Annotated in this window: 11 protein-coding genes; all 11 read left to right on the top strand. The window is 43.9% G+C overall.

Annotation, left to right across the window (positions count from 1 at the left end; translation table 11 throughout):
* The first annotated feature begins 57 nt into the window (after positions 1-57).
* Positions 58-894: a sialate O-acetylesterase gene (locus BY457_RS13910; RefSeq protein WP_106153936.1), complete on the top strand. Its 837-nt coding sequence runs from the start codon at positions 58-60 to the stop codon at positions 892-894.
* A 117-nt stretch (positions 895-1,011) separates the two neighbouring features.
* Positions 1,012-1,239, top strand: coding sequence for a hypothetical protein (locus tag BY457_RS13905; protein WP_106153935.1), 228 nt, complete (start codon positions 1,012-1,014; stop codon positions 1,237-1,239).
* 203 nt (positions 1,240-1,442) lie between these two features.
* A complete protein-coding gene (locus BY457_RS13900; RefSeq protein WP_106153934.1) occupies positions 1,443-3,188 on the top strand; it encodes a glycoside hydrolase family 43 protein in 1,746 nt (581 codons plus the stop codon).
* 211 nt (positions 3,189-3,399) lie between these two features.
* Entirely contained in the window at positions 3,400-5,316 is a 1,917-nt protein-coding gene (locus BY457_RS13895; RefSeq protein ID WP_106153933.1) for a glycoside hydrolase family 97 protein, read from the top strand.
* 18 nt (positions 5,317-5,334) lie between these two features.
* Positions 5,335-7,965, top strand: a complete 2,631-nt coding sequence (gene xyl3A, locus BY457_RS13890; RefSeq protein ID WP_106153932.1) for a xylan 1,4-beta-xylosidase — start codon at positions 5,335-5,337, stop codon at positions 7,963-7,965.
* 11 nt (positions 7,966-7,976) lie between these two features.
* On the top strand, positions 7,977-10,358 hold the full coding sequence (locus BY457_RS13885) for a glycoside hydrolase family 31 protein (protein WP_106153931.1): 2,382 nt from the start codon (positions 7,977-7,979) through the stop codon (positions 10,356-10,358).
* A 10-nt stretch (positions 10,359-10,368) separates the two neighbouring features.
* Complete coding sequence (locus tag BY457_RS13880) at positions 10,369-11,760, top strand: glycoside hydrolase family 43 protein (RefSeq protein ID WP_106153930.1); 1,392 nt, start codon at positions 10,369-10,371, stop codon at positions 11,758-11,760.
* A 51-nt stretch (positions 11,761-11,811) separates the two neighbouring features.
* The gene (locus tag BY457_RS13875) at positions 11,812-13,413 is read left to right on the top strand and encodes an alpha-N-arabinofuranosidase (RefSeq protein ID WP_106153929.1); all 1,602 of its coding nucleotides are present in this window, start codon (positions 11,812-11,814) and stop codon (positions 13,411-13,413) included.
* A gap of 8 nt (positions 13,414-13,421) precedes the next feature.
* Positions 13,422-14,792 (top strand): glycoside hydrolase family 43 protein, encoded by a 1,371-nt coding sequence (locus tag BY457_RS13870; protein WP_106153928.1) that lies wholly within the window; start codon positions 13,422-13,424, stop codon positions 14,790-14,792.
* A gap of 271 nt (positions 14,793-15,063) precedes the next feature.
* Positions 15,064-17,010 carry a glycoside hydrolase family 97 protein gene (locus BY457_RS13865; RefSeq protein ID WP_106153927.1) on the top strand — a complete coding sequence of 649 codons (1,947 nt, stop codon included), beginning with the start codon at positions 15,064-15,066 and terminating at the stop codon, positions 17,008-17,010.
* Between the two features lie 206 nt (positions 17,011-17,216).
* On the top strand, positions 17,217-18,803 hold the full coding sequence (locus BY457_RS13860) for a glycoside hydrolase family 43 protein (RefSeq protein ID WP_106153926.1): 1,587 nt from the start codon (positions 17,217-17,219) through the stop codon (positions 18,801-18,803).
* Positions 18,804-18,902 lie beyond the last annotated feature (99 nt).

The raw sequence follows: 18,902 nt of genomic DNA, 5'->3' as shown, positions 1-18,902 counted from the left end.
GATCCATAAACAAACCATCTTTGTAAAAGGTACGGCACTTTCCAAATTTCCACAAAAATGAAGTTCAAATCATTCCTGTTAATTATGACACTGGTTGCATTACTTTCGTCATGCACTCAAAAGCAGTCTGAAAAATCTGATTTCCACGTTTACCTCTGCTTCGGACAATCCAATATGGCAGGTGCTGCCAAAGCTGAAGCACAGGATTCAGTCGTTGACTCACGATTCTTAATGATGAGTACAATGGACTGCCCGGACCTGAGCAGAGAAAAAGGAAAATGGTACACTGCCACGCCCCCGTTGGCAGACTGCCATGCGGGCCTCTCTCCTGCCGATTATTTCGGACGCACAATGGTGGAAAATCTTCCCGAAGATGTAAACATCGGAGTCATCAATGTGGCCGTTGGGGGATGCAAAATTGAATTGTTTGACAAAGACAATTACCAGGCCTATGCGGATTCAGCCCCAGAATGGATGAAGGGATGGATCGCCAATTATGGCGGTAACCCTTATGGAAGACTGGTCGAAATGGCCAAACTGGCACAAAAAGACGGTGTTATCAAAGGCATTCTTTTGCATCAGGGAGAATCCAATCCCAACGATACCCTATGGACACGGAAAGTAAAAGACATTTATGACAACCTCATTACAGACTTAAATCTGAATCCCGGTGAAGTCCCACTTCTGGCAGGTGAAACTTTAAGCGCAGAATTCGATGGAAAATGCGCGGCTTTTAATCAATTCATCAACCAACTACCTCAGGTACTCCCCAATTCTTTTGTCATCTCATCAGCAGGATGTCCCGGACAGGCCGATGGGCTGCACTTCACAGCAGAAGGCTACCGGATATTGGGGAAACGATATGCAGAAAAGATGTTGTCGGTTACCAATTAACCGTAGGATTATTCCTCTCTTCACAAAAAACGCAGGCTTGTATTCGGAAGCACCAAAATACTGCCTGCGTTTTTTTTATCCGAAATTCAACCTCTTTATTCACAAATAATTTTTCCGATGTCCAACTACCTGCGAAAGCCAACCGTCCTCAATAAAATGGATTTGAAAATAATTCATGAATCGAAGATCGACGAAGTCAATAAAGCAGGTCAATTGGTCTTTCAAAAGCAGATTGGAAATATCCGGTTTTTAAAAACATCCACCACCAGAATTGATTTTTTCCACTATTCCCGTAAACTTTTATCTGAATTTGAAACAGGAATATCTAAAAAAGAAAATCCATAACCCAAAGCCCCCTTAATTTTGTTTCAGTAACTGTATTACATTATCTGTTTCATTTTATTAATCTTAGCACGAGATAAGATATTCACATTCCAAAAATGCAGTGAAAAACCTTTCCGAAATCAAAGACTCCCCAAAATTAACAACCTCTGCTGTTCATCTTTGGCAGAAATACAAACATATTTTAATAATAATACCAATTAAAAATGAGAAAGATCAAACTACAATTATTCAAACAAAAAAACGGGCAGGTAATGATCATGTCACTTTTCATGGTTCTCTTTGCTTTTTCAGGACTAAATGCCCAGGGTAAGAAAAATGCTCCGGTATTTTCAAACTTTGTCTATCAGGGAAACGATGATGTTTATAAAGAATTTCCACTCGAAGAGGACGAATTCTACAGCCCGATTCTTCAGGGATGCTATCCCGACCCTGCCATCATTCGTCAGGGCGACGATTACTTCATGGTACACTCATCATTTGCCATGGCTCCCGGGGTGCCAATTTTCCATTCCAAAGATCTGGTCAACTGGAAACAAATTGGCCATGTTCTGGACCGTCCTTCACAACTGCAGGTACAGCACAGTGGAATCAGTGCAGGAGTTTATGCACCTGCCATCAAATACAATCCACACAACGAAACCTTTTATATGATTACCACCCAATTTGCAGGTGATTTTGGTAACATCGTGGTTAAAACCAAGGATCCATTCAAGGGATGGAGCGACCCCTACAAACAAAAATTCAACGGCATCGATCCATCATTGTTTTTTGATGACGACGGGAAAGCCTATGTGGTACACAACGATGCTCCAGACCCGGGCAAGGAGCTTTACCAGGGACATCGTGTTATCAAGATATGGAACTATGATCTTGAAAACGATCAGGTAGTAGAAGGTACTGATAAAATCATTGTCAATGGCGGCGTTGACTTGTCGGACAAACCCATCTGGATTGAGATGCCGCACATCTACAAAAAAAATGACAAGTATTATTTGATGTGCGCTGAAGGCGGAACAGGAGGCTGGCACAGTGAGGTGGTCTTTATCAGCGATAACCCAAGGGGACCCTATAAACCTGCGCCATCTAACCCCATTCTTTCGCAAAGATATCTAAATCCGCACCGCGATAATAAAGTGGATTGGGCCGGACATGCCGATCTGGTTAAAGGGCCTAATAATGACAAATACTATGGTGTTTTTCTGGCCATTCGTCCCAATGAAAAAAACCGCGTAAACACCGGCCGTGAAACATTTATACTCCCGGTTGACTGGAGTGGGAAATGGCCGGTTTTCGAAAACGGACTTATTCCTTTTGAGCCAAAATTAAAAATGCCGGAAGGTGTTGAAAATAAAACCGGACAGGAAGGCTATTTCCCCAACGGAAACTTTACCTACCAGGAGGACTTTACCTCAGAAAAATTAGATTACCGTTGGGTGGGTGTGAGAGCTTTCCCCCAAGAATTCGTCTCAACCTCTAAAAAAGGACTGACCATAACACCTTTTGAAGAGAACATTAAAGCTGTGGCTCCGGTATCCTCGCTGTTTCACAGACAGATGCACAAAAGCTTTTCTGCCACAACGACGATGGAGTATAAACCCAAATCGGAAGAGAATTTAGCAGGATTAACTTGTTATCAGAGTGAAAACTTCAACTATGTATTTGGAATAACCAAAAAAGACAAAGAGTACTTCCTGCTTCTTGAAAGAACTGAAAAAGGTAAATCCACCATCGTTGCAAGTACCCCCGTTGATATCAAAAAACCAATTCAACTGCAGGTAGTTGCGGACAATGATGATTACCGGTTCAACTACTCCGTGGATGGAGAAACCTTTCAAAATCTGGGAGGAACGGTTTCGGGAGATATCCTTTCAACCAACGTAGCAGGCGGATTTACAGGAGCTATGATCGGTTTATATGCCACTTCGGCAAATGATGCGCATCCTGAATAAGGTCAACATTTATATAACATTAGGAATGGAGGAGTGAATTGGTTCTCGAAATTGCCGAAAACCAACTCACTCCTCCTCTTAAACCCGTGAAGACTCGTTATTGCCAACAAACTGAAGTCCCCCATATAAGAATATCACATCAGAATTACTGATCTGCAAATTATTACAAAAACCAATACCTTTAATAACCCAAAAAAGAACCTCATCAGTCATGAAAAAAATCCTCTCAATAATCCTCCTCACCCTGATTCCGGTTTTATCATGGGCCCAAAACCCGAAAGTGACCTCTCCAAATTCAAAAATCAGAATTGAATTAGGCAGTGGGAATGATAATAATTTCGATGAATGGCACCTGAAAGTGTATTATAAAAACAACGATACACCAGCTGTAATTATTCCCAAAATTAAATTAGGAATTACCAGAAATGATCAGACATTTGATGAAAATCTGAAGCTTCTGAAATTCAGCAAACCAAACCGAATAAGCGAAGAATATACTGCCCTGCACGGGAAACGATCTCTTCGGAAAAATTCAGCCAATGAAGTAGTTGCTTCGTTTGAAACCCCCGAAAAAGACCGTTTAAATATTATTATCAGAGCCTACAACGATGGAATCACTTTCAGATATGAATTTCCGGAAGGAAACAGAAACTTCACAGTAACCGATGAGCTCACATCTTATATCGTTCCCGACAGTGCCGTGCGGTGGCTACAAAAATTCGACCTCTCAAATGAGAATATATATAACAAAATGAATGCTGACCAGGAACAGCGGAACTGGAGTTACCCTGCTTTATTCCAGACTACTGACAGTTCGTGCTGGTATCTTGTACATGAAGCTGATGTTAACCGGGATTATTGTGCCACCAAACTCAGCAATCTCAATAAAAAAAACAGCTACAAGGTTACCCTCCCTGGCGCCCATGAAGGCGAAGGAGAGGCATTGCCAACCATTTCTCTACCATGGAAATCTCCCTGGAGAGTCATCATTTTAGGTCAGTTATCCGACATCGTTGAATCTACCCTGGTGGAAGATGTATCCACCCCATCAATCCTTGAAGATACTGACTGGATCAAACCGGGACTAGTTTCATGGAACTATTGGTCGGATAACCACGGCACCCGGGATTATCAAACCGTTAAGAAGTTTACAGATTTAGCTGCTGCGATGGACTGGCCTTATACCCTTTTCGACTGGGAGTGGGATGCCATGACCAATGGTGGCGATGTGGAAGATGCCGCAGCGTATGCCCTTTCCAAAGAAGTAAAGCCTTTAATCTGGTACAACTCAAGCATGTTCAAATGGATTACCGCAACCCCCCTTGACCGCATGAAAACACACGAAAACCGTGTGGAAGAATTTACCTGGTTGAAAAACCTAGGCTTTGCCGGCGTTAAAGTGGACTTTTTTCTGAGCGAAAAGCAGTATATGATTGATTACTATCTTGATATTTTAGAAGATGCTGCAAAATTCGAGATGATGGTCAATTTTCATGGAAGCATGGTTCCCCGCGGATGGGCCCGCACCTACCCTCACCTGATGACCATGGAAGCAGTCCGCGGGGCAGAATGGTACAACAACAATCCGGAATTAACTACCACCGCACCTGAGCACAACACAGTGATGCCTTTTACCCGAAATGTGGTAGGATCAATGGATTACACACCGGTCACCTTCACCAATTCACAGCATCCGCACATCACTTCTTACGGACACGAACTGGCCCTGAGCGTTGTATTTGAATCCGCTCTTCAACACATGGCCGACCGCCCTGAAGGCTATTACAATTTGCCTGATGCCGCAAAAACATTATTACGGGAACTACCTGCCGCCTGGGATGACACAAAATTCATGGATGGATATCCCGGCAAAGATGTCGTTATTGCCCGCAGAAAAGGTGATATTTGGTACATTGGAGGAATTAATGCAGAAAACGAAGAAAAAAACAAACAGGTGGATCTGAACTTCCTGAAAAAGGATACAAAGTACAAACTCACCCTCATTGCAGATGGGGAGCACGATATGGATTTCTCAACAAAATACAGTGTCGTTGAGAAATCCTCAAAAATAGATATTAAACTACTGAGACGTGGCGGTTTTGCGGCCGTTCTGGAACCCATACAATAACAACCTAAAACTTTTGTCATGAGAGCAAATACCATAAAAACGGCCTCCCAAAAAGTAATCCTGCTTTTTACCGGAGTATTACTATCGATATCCTCCATTGCTCAGGGATATGAGTACCCGTTTCAAAACCCTTCACTCAGTTTTGAAGAACGTGTCAAAGACTTAATCTCAAGGCTGACTGTAGAAGAAAAGGCAGCACTTTTGTGCGACCAGTCTGATGCAGTTCCCCGCCTTGGTATCGAAAAGTTTAACTGGTGGAGCGAAGCGCTGCACGGTTATGCCAATAATGACAGCGTCACCGTTTTTCCGCAGCCGGTAGGAATGGCCGCCTCCTTTAACGATGAATTGGTATTTGATATTTTTAATGCCACATCGGACGAAGGACGGGCCAAATACCACCAGGCACAGCGCAGAGGCGAGGAAAACCGCAGATTCCTGAGCCTTTCAGTCTGGACCCCCAATGTGAATATCTTCCGAGATCCCCGCTGGGGACGTGGCCAGGAGACCTATGGCGAAGATCCTTACCTCACATCGCGCATGGGTGTTCAGGTAGTTAAAGGACTACAAGGCCCGGATGATGCGAAATACCGCAAACTACTGGCCTGTGCCAAACATTACACCGTGCATTCAGGCCCCGAATGGAGCCGGCACGAACTGAATGTCAACGATGTCAGCCCCCGTGAATTCTACGAGACCTACATGCCGGCTTTTAAAGCACTGGTTCAGGATGCTGATGTAAGACAGGTGATGTGTGCCTATCACCGCCTGGATGATGAACCATGTTGCAGCAACACCCGCATTCTGCAGCGCATCCTTCGCGATGAATGGGGCTATGAACATCTGGTTGTTGCAGATTGCGGCGCCATAACCGATTTCCATACCACTCATGGTATATCTTCCACTCCTGTTCACGCAGCCGCTACCGCGTTGCTTGCAGGAACAGATCTGGAATGCATCTGGGACAATTATCATTACAAAATGTTGCCCGAAGCATTGGAAAAAGATTTAATCAAAGAAGAGCACATCGACAGTAGTCTGTTCCGCGTATTAATGGGACGATTCGAACTCGGAGAAATGGACGATAACGCCATTGTTCCCTGGGCACAAATTCCTGCTTCAGTCTTAAACAACAAAGAGCACAGGCAGTTGGCTTATAAAATGGCCCAACAGTCGATGACTTTATTGCAAAATAAAAACAGCGTCCTTCCTTTGGATAAATCATCCACAAAAAAAATTGCGGTAATTGGCCCTAATGCCGATGATGAAAAGGTCCTTTGGGGGAACTATAACGGCACCCCCATCAGAACCATCACCATCTTGGACGGAATAAAATCCAAAACAAACCCCGACCGGATATTTTACGACAAAGCGGTTGACCTCGTTGACAATAAAGTGATGGTCAGCTATTTTTCAAAAGTAAAATCTGACAATAAGCCGGGTTTCAAAGCCACCTATTGGAATCATCCCAATTTTGAGGGAGACCCCGTCGTTACCCAACAAATGGTTAATCCAATTAGAAAAACTGCCGCCGGACAACATGAATTTGCACCCGGCGTAAAACTCGAGGATTTTTCTGCCGTTTTCGAAACCAAATTTACTCCCACAGTGTCCGAAGAGATTGTCTTTAAGGGAGGGGCTTCCGGATTTTTTGAAGTAATCGTAAACGGTGATACCCTGACCAGTTACACCAACTGGAGAACAATACCGGCAAGATTCCCATTTAGAGCAGAGGCGGACAAAACCTATGACATAGAGATCCGCTATGCCCAGCGTGAAAACTGGGAAGCCAATATCGAGCTTGATTTTGGAAGAGAAGAAGCTGTGGACTATACAGATCTGCTGAAAAAGCTTGAAGGTATCGAAACAGTAGTCTTTGCCGGTGGTCTTTCAGGTTCTCTCGAAGGAGAGGAAATGCCTGTCTCCTACCCGGGTTTCAAAGGAGGCGACCGCACGCACATAGAGCTTCCTGCCGTGCAACGAAATGCGCTCAAAGCATTGAAAGAAGCCGGCAAAACCGTCATTTTCGTGAACTGTTCCGGTTCAGCAATCGCATTAGAGCCTGAAACCGAATCGTGTGATGCCATTCTTCAGGCCTGGTATGCCGGAGAATCAGGCGGACAGGCTATTGCAGATGTACTTTTTGGCGATTACAACCCGTCAGGAAAACTTCCGCTTACTTTCTATCGGAATTCAGAAAATCTTGGGGACTTTGAAGATTACTCCATGGAAGGCCGGACTTACCGTTACACTACCGATCATCTGTTCCCCTTTGGTTTCGGACTTAGTTACACCAATTTCGAGATTGGGAATGCCAAATTGAGTAAGACAACCATAACGCCGGATGAGACAATCAGCATAAACATTCCGGTAAAAAATACCGGCAAACGCGATGGAATTGAAATCGTGCAGGTTTATGTCCGTAAAGTGAACGATATAGACGGGCCCATTAAAACCTTAAAGGGTTTTAAACGAGTGGAAGTTCCTGCAGGAAAAACCACTCAGGCGAACATCAGTCTGCCTTCTTCTTCATTTGAGTTTTACGACTGGAGTCAACGCAAAATGGCTGTGACTTCCGGACAGTATATTGTCTATTACGGCAATAGCTCAGATGACAAAAACTTAAAACAGTTAGAAGTAACCATCCGATAATCAGAATCATCATGAATCGCATTTTCACATCATTATTGATACTCTTTGCTTTTTTCTCCGTTGGAAGTGCTCAGTCGTATATAAAAACTGACCTTGGAATAAAAACTTCCATTAACAAAATAGCTTACGAGATTCAGTTTTTCAGCCCTTCAATTGCCAGGGTCGTAAAATGGCCTGAAGAATCGTGCTTTAACAAAGAAAGTCTTTCCGTTACCAGGAAGCCTCAACATACGAACCTTAATGTCAGCATTAACGGAGAAAATTTAATTTTGAAAAGCGATGAACTTATCGTACACCTTAATACGAAGAGTGGGACTGTTAGTTTTGAAACTACTTCCGGCCAACCACTCTTAAAAGAAAAGCAAGCAGGCGCTGAGTTTACCGCTTTTAACGATGCGGGAAATGCAACCTACAACATTTCACAATCTTTTGCACTGGAAAAGCATGAAGCCATATATGGTTTAGGCATCCTTCAAAACGGTAAAATGATTCAGCGTGACCTTGAAGTTCACATGATACAGAACAACACGCAGGATTTTATACCTTTTTTCCAGTCGAACAAAGGCTATGGCTTATTCTGGGATAACTATTCTCCAACTATATTTAGCGACAATCAGGAACAAACGACATTTAGCTCAGAAGTTGGCGATGGTATCGATTACTATTTTATGTATGGAGAGAATGCCGATGGTGTGGTTGCCCAAATGCGCGAATTAACCGGACAGGTGCCTATGTTTCCTTTGTGGACTTATGGGTATTGGCAAAGCAGGGAACGCTACAAAAGCCAGGATGAAACAGTTGGTGTGGTAAAAAAATACAGGGAGCTGGGTGTTCCCCTCGATGGCATTATCCAGGACTGGCGGTATTGGGGCAATAACTATCTCTGGAATGCCATGGAATTTCTTAATGAAGAGTTCTACGATCCGCAGAAGATGGTTAATAATGTTCATAACCTGAATGCACACATGATCATTTCCATCTGGAATTCTTTTGGTCCTGAAACCAAACCTTACCGGGAACTGGATAGCATTGATGCGCTCATGGACTTTAAAACCTGGCCGGAATCGGGTTCCTTTAAATGGCCGCCCAACCCTGATTATCCGTCAGGAGTGCGCGTTTATGACGCCTATAATCCTGAAGCCCGCGACATTTACTGGAAATATCTGAATAAAGGTATTTTTTCTCTTGGGATTGATGGATTTTGGATAGATTCTTCCGAGCCTGATCACTTCGATCCAAAACCATCAGATTTTGACAATCAGACTTATCTCGGGTCTTTCCGCAAAGTGCGTAATGCCTACCCGCTAATGACCGTGGGCGGTGTTTACAAACATCAGCGCGAAGTGACTTCTGATAAACGTGTTTTCATCTTAACACGCTCGGTATTTGCCGGACAGCAGCGTTATGGCGCCAATACCTGGTCGGGCGATGTGGTGGCATCCTGGGACGCCTTACGCAAACAGATATCTGGCGGTTTAAATCTTACATTATGTGGTGTTCCTCACTACAATAGCGACATAGGCGGATTCTTCCTTTGGGATTATCAAAACCCTCTGCAAAATGCTGATTATCGCGAACTGTATGCACGGTGGGTTCAGTTTGGTACCTTCTGCCCCATGATGCGCTCGCATGGTGCCGATGCCCCACGTGAAATATACCAATTCGGAAAAAAAGGCGAACCTGTTTACGACGCCATCGAGAAATACATCAACCTGCGCTACAGCTTATTGCCTTACATCTATTCCACTTCGTGGGATGTTACAGCCAATCAGTCAAGCATGATGCGTCCTTTGGTAATGGATTTCCCATCAGACAAAAAGGCGCTCAACATTGATGACCAGTACATGTTTGGCAAGTCAATCCTGGTTTGTCCGGTAACCAAAAGCATGTATAATAAGGATGGACAGGCTGATTTTAGCACCATCAAAAAGCGGAAGCTTTATCTGCCTTCCGGCACCAAATGGATTGACTTTTGGACAGGAGAAACTGTGGAAGGCGGTCAAACCATCGCAAAGGAAACGCCAATCGACATTATGCCCCTTTATGTCAAAGCAGGTTCTGTCATACCAATTGGCCCTGATGTTCAGTATGCCGAAGAGAAACCCTGGAACAACCTTGAAATAAGGGTTTACAAAGGTGCTGACGGCGAATTTACTTTGTATGAAGATGAGAATGACAACTACAATTACGAAAAGGGCTTGTATTCAACCATTAAGTTTATTTGGGACGACTCGGAAAACACACTTATCATAAGTGACCGTAAAGGCAGATTCCCCGGAATGCTGACTGATCGAGAATTTAAAATTGTTATGATATCCGGGAAAAACAATTTGGATTCAGAACATATTATCCCAGTGAAATATAGTGGCAGAAGAACTTCAATGAATCTATAAAACAGGAACAATGACCAACAGAATACTTTCATTATTAACAATCTGTCTTTCAATAACATTTAGCGGGTTCACACAAACCAACATGCCTGCCCAACGCCCCATCATCCAGACAGAATACACTGCCGATCCTGCTCCAATGGTACATAACGACACGGTGTTCCTTTACACCAGTCACGATGAAGATGACGCCATGGGTTTTAAAATGGAAAATTGGTTGCTCTATTCATCTACCGACATGGTAAACTGGACAGGCCACGGCATTGTGGCATCATTAGATAATTTCGATTGGGTACCTTATGACAATGGAGCCTGGGCGGTGCAATGTGTTAAGCGTAACGGCAAATTTTATCTCTACTGCCCCATGCCAGGAGGTGTTGGCATTGGAGTTCTGGTGGCTGACAGTCCGTACGGCCTTTTCAAGGATCCTATTGGAAAACCTTTAATTCAAAACAGCAATCACGACATTGACCCGACTGTATTAATTGACGATGACGGGCAGGCATACATGTACTGGGGAAACCCCAAAGTCTATTACGTAAAGCTGAACGAGGACATGATCTCCTATTCAGGCAAGATTATACAGGAACCCACAACCCCCGAAAATTACCAGGAAGGCCCCTGGGTATGGAAACGCAATGGTCATTACTATATGGCCTACGCCTCTACCTGCTGCCCGGAAGGAATTGGATATGCCATGAGCAGCTCTCCGACTGGACCCTGGGAGTACAAAGGCATGATTGTAGATGCCTCAGAACTTACTCGTGGCAACCACCCGGGTATTATCGAATACAAAGGAAAATGGTACTGTTTCGGCCACAGCTATGACCTGTTGAAAAAAACCACACCAAAGTTTTATGAGCGTCGTTCGGTTGACATGGATGAAATGATGTACAACCCCGATGGAACCATTCAAAATCGCGATTACTGGTCGGTCGAAGGCCCCGAACAAGTAGAACCTCTAAATCCTTTCAAACGGGTTGAGGCAGAAACAATGTCCTGGAGCGAAGGGGTAAAAACCAGATTTGAAACAGAGTGGGAAGGCGATTTTGATTGGGCACGGGGAAATAAAATTGCCGACCGTCTATTTGTAACGGATATCAATCATGGCGATTACATAAAAGTTAGTGGTGTTGATTTTTCCGATGGAGCTGAATCAGTTGAAGTGAGTGTATCCCCCATCTATGGTGGTGAAATAGAAATACGAGTCGATAAAATTGACGGCCCGGTGATCGCAACGGTGGACATAAATTCAGCGCGAAAAGAAGGCATTTGGAGTTCTTTTACTTCAACAGCCAGCAACATCGAGGGCATACATGATGTCTATTTTGTCTTCAGAGGAGAAAAAGACTTGTTTTATTTTGACTGGTGGAAGTTTAACCGGAATGAGGCATCATACAATTAAGGATTGAAATTAGGATCAAAAATCAAGTTTAAACCAATAAAACAACCTACCATGAAAAGGCTTTTTAACTTCAGAAAGAACTGTACTGCAATAAGCATTCTGGCTTTCATGTTCCTGATCAACATAGGCGCCGTCTATGCACAGAAAAACACTCCCGTAAAAGTAATTATTAGTCCCGGGCAGGATGGGCCAGTGATCAACAGACATATATTCGGTCATTTTGCCGAGCACCTGGGGACCGGGATTTACGGCGGTATATGGGTAGGCCCCGAATCAGACATCCCCAACACACGAGGAATCCGCAACGATGTGGTGGAAGCTCTGAAAGAACTTAAAGTCCCTAATGTACGCTGGCCGGGCGGCTGCTTTGCCGACCAGTATCACTGGCGCGATGGAATTGGTCATCCGGCGGAACGAAATACCAGAATTAACGTCAGCTGGGGCGGAGCTCCCGAACCAAACACATTTGGAACGCATGAGTTCTTTGACTTCATAAACCAGATCGGATCGGAAGCATTTATATCAGCCAACGTAGGATCCGGAACGGTTCAGGAATCAGCCGACTGGCTGGAATACCTGACTGCCACCGGATCAACACTCGCTGAAGAAAGAGCCATTAATGGACATCCGGAACCTTACGATGTCGAATTCTGGGGAATCGGAAACGAAGTCTGGGGTTGTGGAGGCCCTTTCACACCGCAGGAGTATATTACCGAACTAAAAAAGTTCGCCACTTTCACCACCAATTACAATACCGATGTGAACACAAAGTTTGTAGCCGTAGGGCCCGATTCCTTTGATGAATTCAGCTTTGGATACACAGAAGCAATTATGGAAGCATGGGCAAACCGAACATGGACATGGAATATTCAGGGCCTCTCTCTGCATAATTATACCCGTGGCGGCTATCCACCGGAAATCCCCGCCACAGACTTTAATGAAAAACAGTATGCCGAGGTAATTCAGGAAACTCTTGGAATGGATGAGTTTATAGCTGAAAACAGGGCAATTATGGATAAGTACGACCCTGATACAGAAGTATCTATCCTGGTTGACGAATGGGGGGCCTGGTATGCCCCTACCGAGGGAACGAATCCGGGCTTCCTGCAACAGCAGAATTCGCAGCGCGATGCCATTATTGCTGCGTTGAACTTCAACATTTTCATGCGTCATGCCGAACGGGTTCATGGTGCAAACATAGCCCAAATGATCAATGTTTTACAAGCGGTGATTCTTACTGAAGATGAGAAAATGGTTCTTACACCTACCTATCATGCCTTCCGCATGTATGTGCCATTCCAGGATGCGACCCGTATTCCTGTTAGTTTTGATGCAGGTCAATATCAGATCGATGACATTGAACTTCCACGTGTTGATGCCATTGCTGCCAAAGGTAAAGATGGCCGGATTTACGTGGCAATTACCAATATTGATCCAAATAACAAAGCATCGTTTGAGTTACCTTTAGAGGATTATTCTATTAAAAGTGTAGAAGGCGAAACCCTTTATGCTTCTGAGATTGATGCCATCAACACTTTTGAAAAGCCCGATAATGTGGCGCCTGAAAAAATAGACACGAAAGTGTCCGGAAACAAAATATCTGTAACCGTGCAACCGCAGTCTCTGACAGTACTCGAAATAAATATAAAATAACAAATTATATGAATATCAGGAAACTATTAATCATATCATTGACTCTTGGGATTTCCATCTCAGGCATTTCCCAAAATCCCATTGTACAGACCTATTTCACTGCCGACCCCGCACCGCTTGTGCACGATGGCACCGTTTACGTTTATACCTCGCACGATGAGGACACTACAGTCAATAATTTCTTTACCATGTACGACTGGCGGTGCTATTCGTCTGACGACATGGTAAACTGGACCGATCATGGAACAGTTGCTTCACTTAAAGACTTCGGGTGGATGGATAAAACAAATGGAGCATGGGCACCCCAAGCGATTGAGCGTAACGGTAAGTTTTATTTATATGTACCTATTCATGGGGAAGGGATTTCCGTACTTGTAAGCGACTCTCCCACGGGTCCGTTTCACGATCCTCTGGGACACAGATTAATTTTGGACAGTGAAGATGTATGGACGGATATCGACCCTACCGTTTTTATTGATGACGACGGACAAGCTTATCTTTACTGGGGAAATCCGTCTGTATATTATGTAAAACTCAACGAAGATATGATTTCCTACGACCGCAGCATTGGTAAAAAGGGGATCGTGCCTGTGGAAATGAATACCGAATCATTTGGTGAAAGTCCGTCCAAAGATGGAAGACATCACTCCAACTATACCGAAGGGCCATGGATCTATAAACGAAACGACTTGTACTACCTGATTTATGCTGCAGGAGGAATTCCGGAATACATTGCTTATTCCACTGCCCCAACGGATGAAGGGCCATGGACTTATCAGGGATATATCATGGAAAGAGCCCCTCACCTCGCCTTCACCAACCATCCCGGGATCATCGACTTTAAAGGAAATTCCTATTTCTTTTATCACGATCAGGATTTGTCAGGTGGTGAAGGCTTTAAACGCTCAGTGAGCGTGGAACAATTCGAATACAACGAAGATGGTTCCATCCCGATGCTTACACCAACGAAAGAAGGAGTAGAAGAAAGTGTCGCAAATCTGAATCCCTTCAAAAAAGTAGAAGCCGAAACCATAGCGTGGTCCGAGGGGCTGAAAACTTTATCTGATGATCAAGCAGGAATTTATGTTACCAACATCCACAACGGCGATTACATAAAAGTTCGCAGTGTTGACTTTGCCAAAGGAGCCAAAACATTCAAAGCTCGTGCAGCAGTTTTAGAGGGAGGTAATATTGAAATCCGCCTGGATGCAAAAGACGGACAGCTGTTGGGAGTTTGTGAAATAACAGAAAATGACGGCAGCTGGCAAACATTCACCATCAAGACAAAGAAACAAAAAGGTATTCATGATTTATTTTTTGTTTTTAAAGGAGGTAAAGGGGAGTTATTCAATTTTGACTTCTGGGAGTTTAATAAATAAAAAAGCCTAAACGCAACTGGTACGACCCGCTTTGGGGTCGATTTTCTTGTAAACATTACATCTATAAATATTTGACCCGCTTCGGGGTCATTTCTATATATTTGAGTGAAACAGTGCCTGAGGGGCTCATATGTTTATAGTTTTCCAAAATATACAATATCGACGCTGAAGGTGTCGTATGCTTTTGTGTATTGTTAGAAGTATCTTTTTAAAGCAGGAACGCAGACTTGTACTGAATCAAAAATCATAACATAAGATTAAAGAAATTACTATGAAAAACATTATTCCAGGCATAATAACCTTATGCTTTGTATTATTCTCTACAGCAGCCTATTCGCAAGTGGCCGAGGTAGAAAGTCCCGACGGGAAGCTTCAGCTAAGTGTCGATATTGAAAGCGGAAACCCGGTTTACTCAGTCACCTACAACGGACAAACCATGCTCGAAGATTCTCCACTGGGACTGACCACCAACGAGGGTGATTTTACAACCGGCATGAGTTTTACTGAATCCTCCACCGGTAACGTTGAAAAAGCATATACACAAGCCAAAATTAAGCAATCATTTATTCGGTACCGGGCAAATTCCCTGAAATGCACTTTTTCCAACGCAGATAAGAAACAAATATCTGTCCTTTTTCAGGTAAGTAACAACGACATTGCTTTTCGCTATGAACTGCCAATGTGGGGCGATACCAAAGCGATTGTAGTAAAATCCGAAGCAACCGGATTCAGGTTTCCCGATAAGACTAAAAGCTTTCTGTCGTACATGATGAGACCTATGGAAGGATTTGCTCGCACTTCACCAAGCTACGAAAGCGGGTATCAGGCCAATGTTTCAATGTACGAGAACCAGTCGCCTGAGGGATATGTATTCCCGGGCTTGTTTAGGATTAATGACAACGGATGGGTATTATTGTCCGAAACCGGCGTAAGAAGCCTCTACTGTGCCTCCCACCTGAGCAGCTTCAAAGATGGCGTTTACACGGTTGAATATCCAAATCCGGGACAGAACAATAGTTTTGGAAGTACCGGAGCACAAATAGGACTTCCCGGTGTGACTCCCTGGCGTACCATTACAGTAGGCGGAACACTTAAACCAATAGTTGAAACCACCATTCCCTGGGACGTGGTAGAACCACTTTACGAACCCTCACAGGATTATCAATACGGGCGCAGCACCTGGAGCTGGATCATCTGGCAGGACAACAGTATGAATTATGCCGATCAGGTAAAATACATTAACCTGGCTGCAGCTATGGATTACGAATACATTCTGATTGATGCCTGGTGGGATACAAACATCGGTTATGAAAAGATGGAAGAGCTTATCAGATATGCTGAAGACAAAGGGGTTGGAGTCTTTTTGTGGTACAATTCCAATGGCTCGGCCAATGATGCTTTCCAAACACCACTGAATAAAATGAACACTTCCATCGCCCGAAAGAAAGAGATGAAATGGCTGAAAAAGATGGGTGTAAAAGGTCTGAAGGTTGATTTTCTGGGAGGCGACAAGCAGGAAACCATGCGTTTGTACGAAAACATTCTTTCCGATGCCAACGATCATGGATTGATGGTTAATTTCCACGGAGCTACCCTCCCCCGCGGTTGGGAACGGATGTATCCAAATTTTGTGGGCGCAGAAGCGGTATTGGCATCAGAAATGCTCGTATTCGTTCAGGATGTGCGCGAAAAGGAAGCATTCTATGCCTCCCTACATCCATTTATGCGCAACACAGTTGGCAGCATGGAATTTGGTGGTGTAATTCTGAATAAATATCTGAACAAAGGAAATAAAGAAGGTCAAAAACGATTAACCACCGATATTTTCCAACTGGCAACCGGAATTCTCTTTCAAAATCCAATTCAGTTTTTTGCGCTTACTCCAAATAATCTCACTGACCTGCCGGAATTTGAAGTCGAGTTTATGCGCAACATACCCACTACATGGGATGAAACCCGCTTCATTGACGGTTTCCCCGGCAAGTACAGCGTACTCGCCCGCCGGAATGGCAACAAATGGTATATAGCAGGAATCAACGCTGAAAAAGAGGTCAAAAAACTCGACCTGAAACTCCCTATGCTTGCCGGGCAGGAAGTATCTTTCTACAACGACAAAAAAGATGGATCTCCGTCTATGGCGACGGTCACCATTCCTGAAAACGGAGAATTCTCAGTTAACATTCAGCCAAACGGTGGGTTTATTCTGAAACAACAATAATACAAATATCATTTCATTACTCCTCCCCCTCGTTTCCAATCGAGGGGGTTTCATATCTCTCGTCTCTGACGAGTTAGTCTAAAATTAATCGGAATCAAGGAGCAGGATCCTGACAGTGTCGAATACTCCTTTCGTGTGGGTTTCCGAATCCACACGATTATATTTCGCGGATTTGAAATCCGCCCAAACATAAAAACATTACACAAATGAAGACACATTTTTCAATAATCATTATGCTGATTTCCGGCTTGTGGTTGAGTTCATGCTCCGGGAAAAATCAGAAAAAACAACAAGAACCCCAAATAACAGCGCAAAACCCGGTAATTTTTGCCGATGTCCCGGATATTTCCATCATTCGTGTGGACGACACTTATTACATGAGCAGCACCACTATGCACATGAGCCCCGGCGTGCCCATCATGAAATCCAAAGATCTGGTAAACTGGAAAATTGTCAACTATGCCTATGATACGCTGGCCAACAATGAAGCACTACGTCTTGAAAACGGAAAGAATGCTTATGGCAAAGGTTCCTGGGCCAGCAGCCTGCGTTTTCAAAACGATACATTTTACGTATCCACTTTTTCGGCAACTTCCGGAAAAACGCACATCTACAAAACCAGAGACATTGAAAACGGGCCATGGGAAGCCATTACTTTTGAACCAGTATTGCACGACAATTCCCTTTTCTTCGATGATGACGGAAAAGTATATTTGATTTATGGTGGTGGCGATATCCGGATTGTTGAACTGAAAGAAGATTTATCGGGTGTCAAACCTGACGGTATAAATCAGGTAATCGTTCCTGATGCAGGTAAAGTCGCTGCGGAAGATTTGATGCTGCATGCCGAAGGTTCACAGGTCATCAAACACAACGGCAAATATTACATTTTCAATATCACCTGGCCACAGGGAGGAATGCGCACAGTTGTGGTACACCGGGCCGATCAGATCACCGGGCCTTATGAAGGAAAAGTAGCCCTTCAGGACCGGGGAATAGCTCAGGGAAGCATTATTGACACTCCCGAAGGCGACTGGTATGCCTACATGTTCCGTGATTATGGTTCTGTTGGAAGAATGCCATACATTATGCCCATGAAATGGGAAGATGGATGGCCGGTTCTGGGAATTGACGGGAAAGTGCCGGACACCTTGGATATTGCAGTTCAAAACATTGGGGCATCAGGTATTGTAACATCAGATGATTTTGACGGAGATAAACTGCCACTTGCATGGCAATGGAACCACAACCCCGATGATCGCTACTGGTCATTGACTGAAAGGGAAGGATTCCTGCGCATGACCAATGGACGTATTGATGACAATGTGGAGCAAACCAGAAATACTCTGACACAACGCACCTTCGGCCCAGTTAGTTCTGCTTCCACCCTGCTTGAAGTTAAGGGTATGAAAGATGGAGATATCGCCGGGCTGGTAGCATTACAAAAAAGATACGGATTTGTAGGTGTAAAGATGGAAAACAACAGTAAATCAATTGTAATGGTAAGTGCAGAAACTGAAGAACCTGTTGAACTGGAAACCATCCCGCTGGAACAGGATAAGGCCTGGTTAAAAATCGACTGCGATTTCAGAAACAGAACAGATAAAGCCCGGTTCTATTACAGCTTGAATGGTAATGAGTGGAAAAAAATAGGAGAACCACTGCAAATGGCCTATTCCCTACCCCAACATTTTATGGGATATCGTTTTGGCTTGTTCTCTTTTGCCACCGAAAAAACGGGCGGTTATGTGGATTTCGATTACTATACAATAGGTGATGAGATAACAGAATAGAGAATTAACAGTTCTTAAAAATCCTCATCAGAGACGAGAGTCAAACACCCCCTCGCTCGGAAACGAGGGGGAGGATTTTGCCACTAAAGAAACAGAAGG

It is taken from the genome of Marinilabilia salmonicolor, from assembly GCF_003003035.1.
Lineage (GTDB): Bacteria > Bacteroidota > Bacteroidia > Bacteroidales > Marinilabiliaceae > Marinilabilia > Marinilabilia salmonicolor_A.
The sequence above is the reverse complement of the archived record's forward strand: the minus strand, read 5'-3'. Positions and strand labels throughout refer to the sequence as shown.

What these genes read in the sequence shown, in the direction of transcription:
- BY457_RS13870 (WP_106153928.1), top strand. Translation starts at nt 13,422, where the DNA reads ATGAATATCAGGAAACTATTAATCATATCATTGACTCTTGGGATTTCC.
- BY457_RS13900 (WP_106153934.1), top strand. Translation starts at nt 1,443, where the DNA reads ATGAGAAAGATCAAACTACAATTATTCAAACAAAAAAACGGGCAGGTA.
- BY457_RS13885 (WP_106153931.1), top strand. Translation starts at nt 7,977, where the DNA reads ATGAATCGCATTTTCACATCATTATTGATACTCTTTGCTTTTTTCTCC.
- xyl3A (WP_106153932.1), top strand. Translation starts at nt 5,335, where the DNA reads ATGAGAGCAAATACCATAAAAACGGCCTCCCAAAAAGTAATCCTGCTT.
- BY457_RS13865 (WP_106153927.1), top strand. Translation starts at nt 15,064, where the DNA reads ATGAAAAACATTATTCCAGGCATAATAACCTTATGCTTTGTATTATTC.
- BY457_RS13875 (WP_106153929.1), top strand. Translation starts at nt 11,812, where the DNA reads ATGAAAAGGCTTTTTAACTTCAGAAAGAACTGTACTGCAATAAGCATT.
- BY457_RS13880 (WP_106153930.1), top strand. Translation starts at nt 10,369, where the DNA reads ATGACCAACAGAATACTTTCATTATTAACAATCTGTCTTTCAATAACA.
- BY457_RS13895 (WP_106153933.1), top strand. Translation starts at nt 3,400, where the DNA reads ATGAAAAAAATCCTCTCAATAATCCTCCTCACCCTGATTCCGGTTTTA.
- BY457_RS13905 (WP_106153935.1), top strand. Translation starts at nt 1,012, where the DNA reads ATGTCCAACTACCTGCGAAAGCCAACCGTCCTCAATAAAATGGATTTG.
- BY457_RS13860 (WP_106153926.1), top strand. Translation starts at nt 17,217, where the DNA reads ATGAAGACACATTTTTCAATAATCATTATGCTGATTTCCGGCTTGTGG.
- BY457_RS13910 (WP_106153936.1), top strand. Translation starts at nt 58, where the DNA reads ATGAAGTTCAAATCATTCCTGTTAATTATGACACTGGTTGCATTACTT.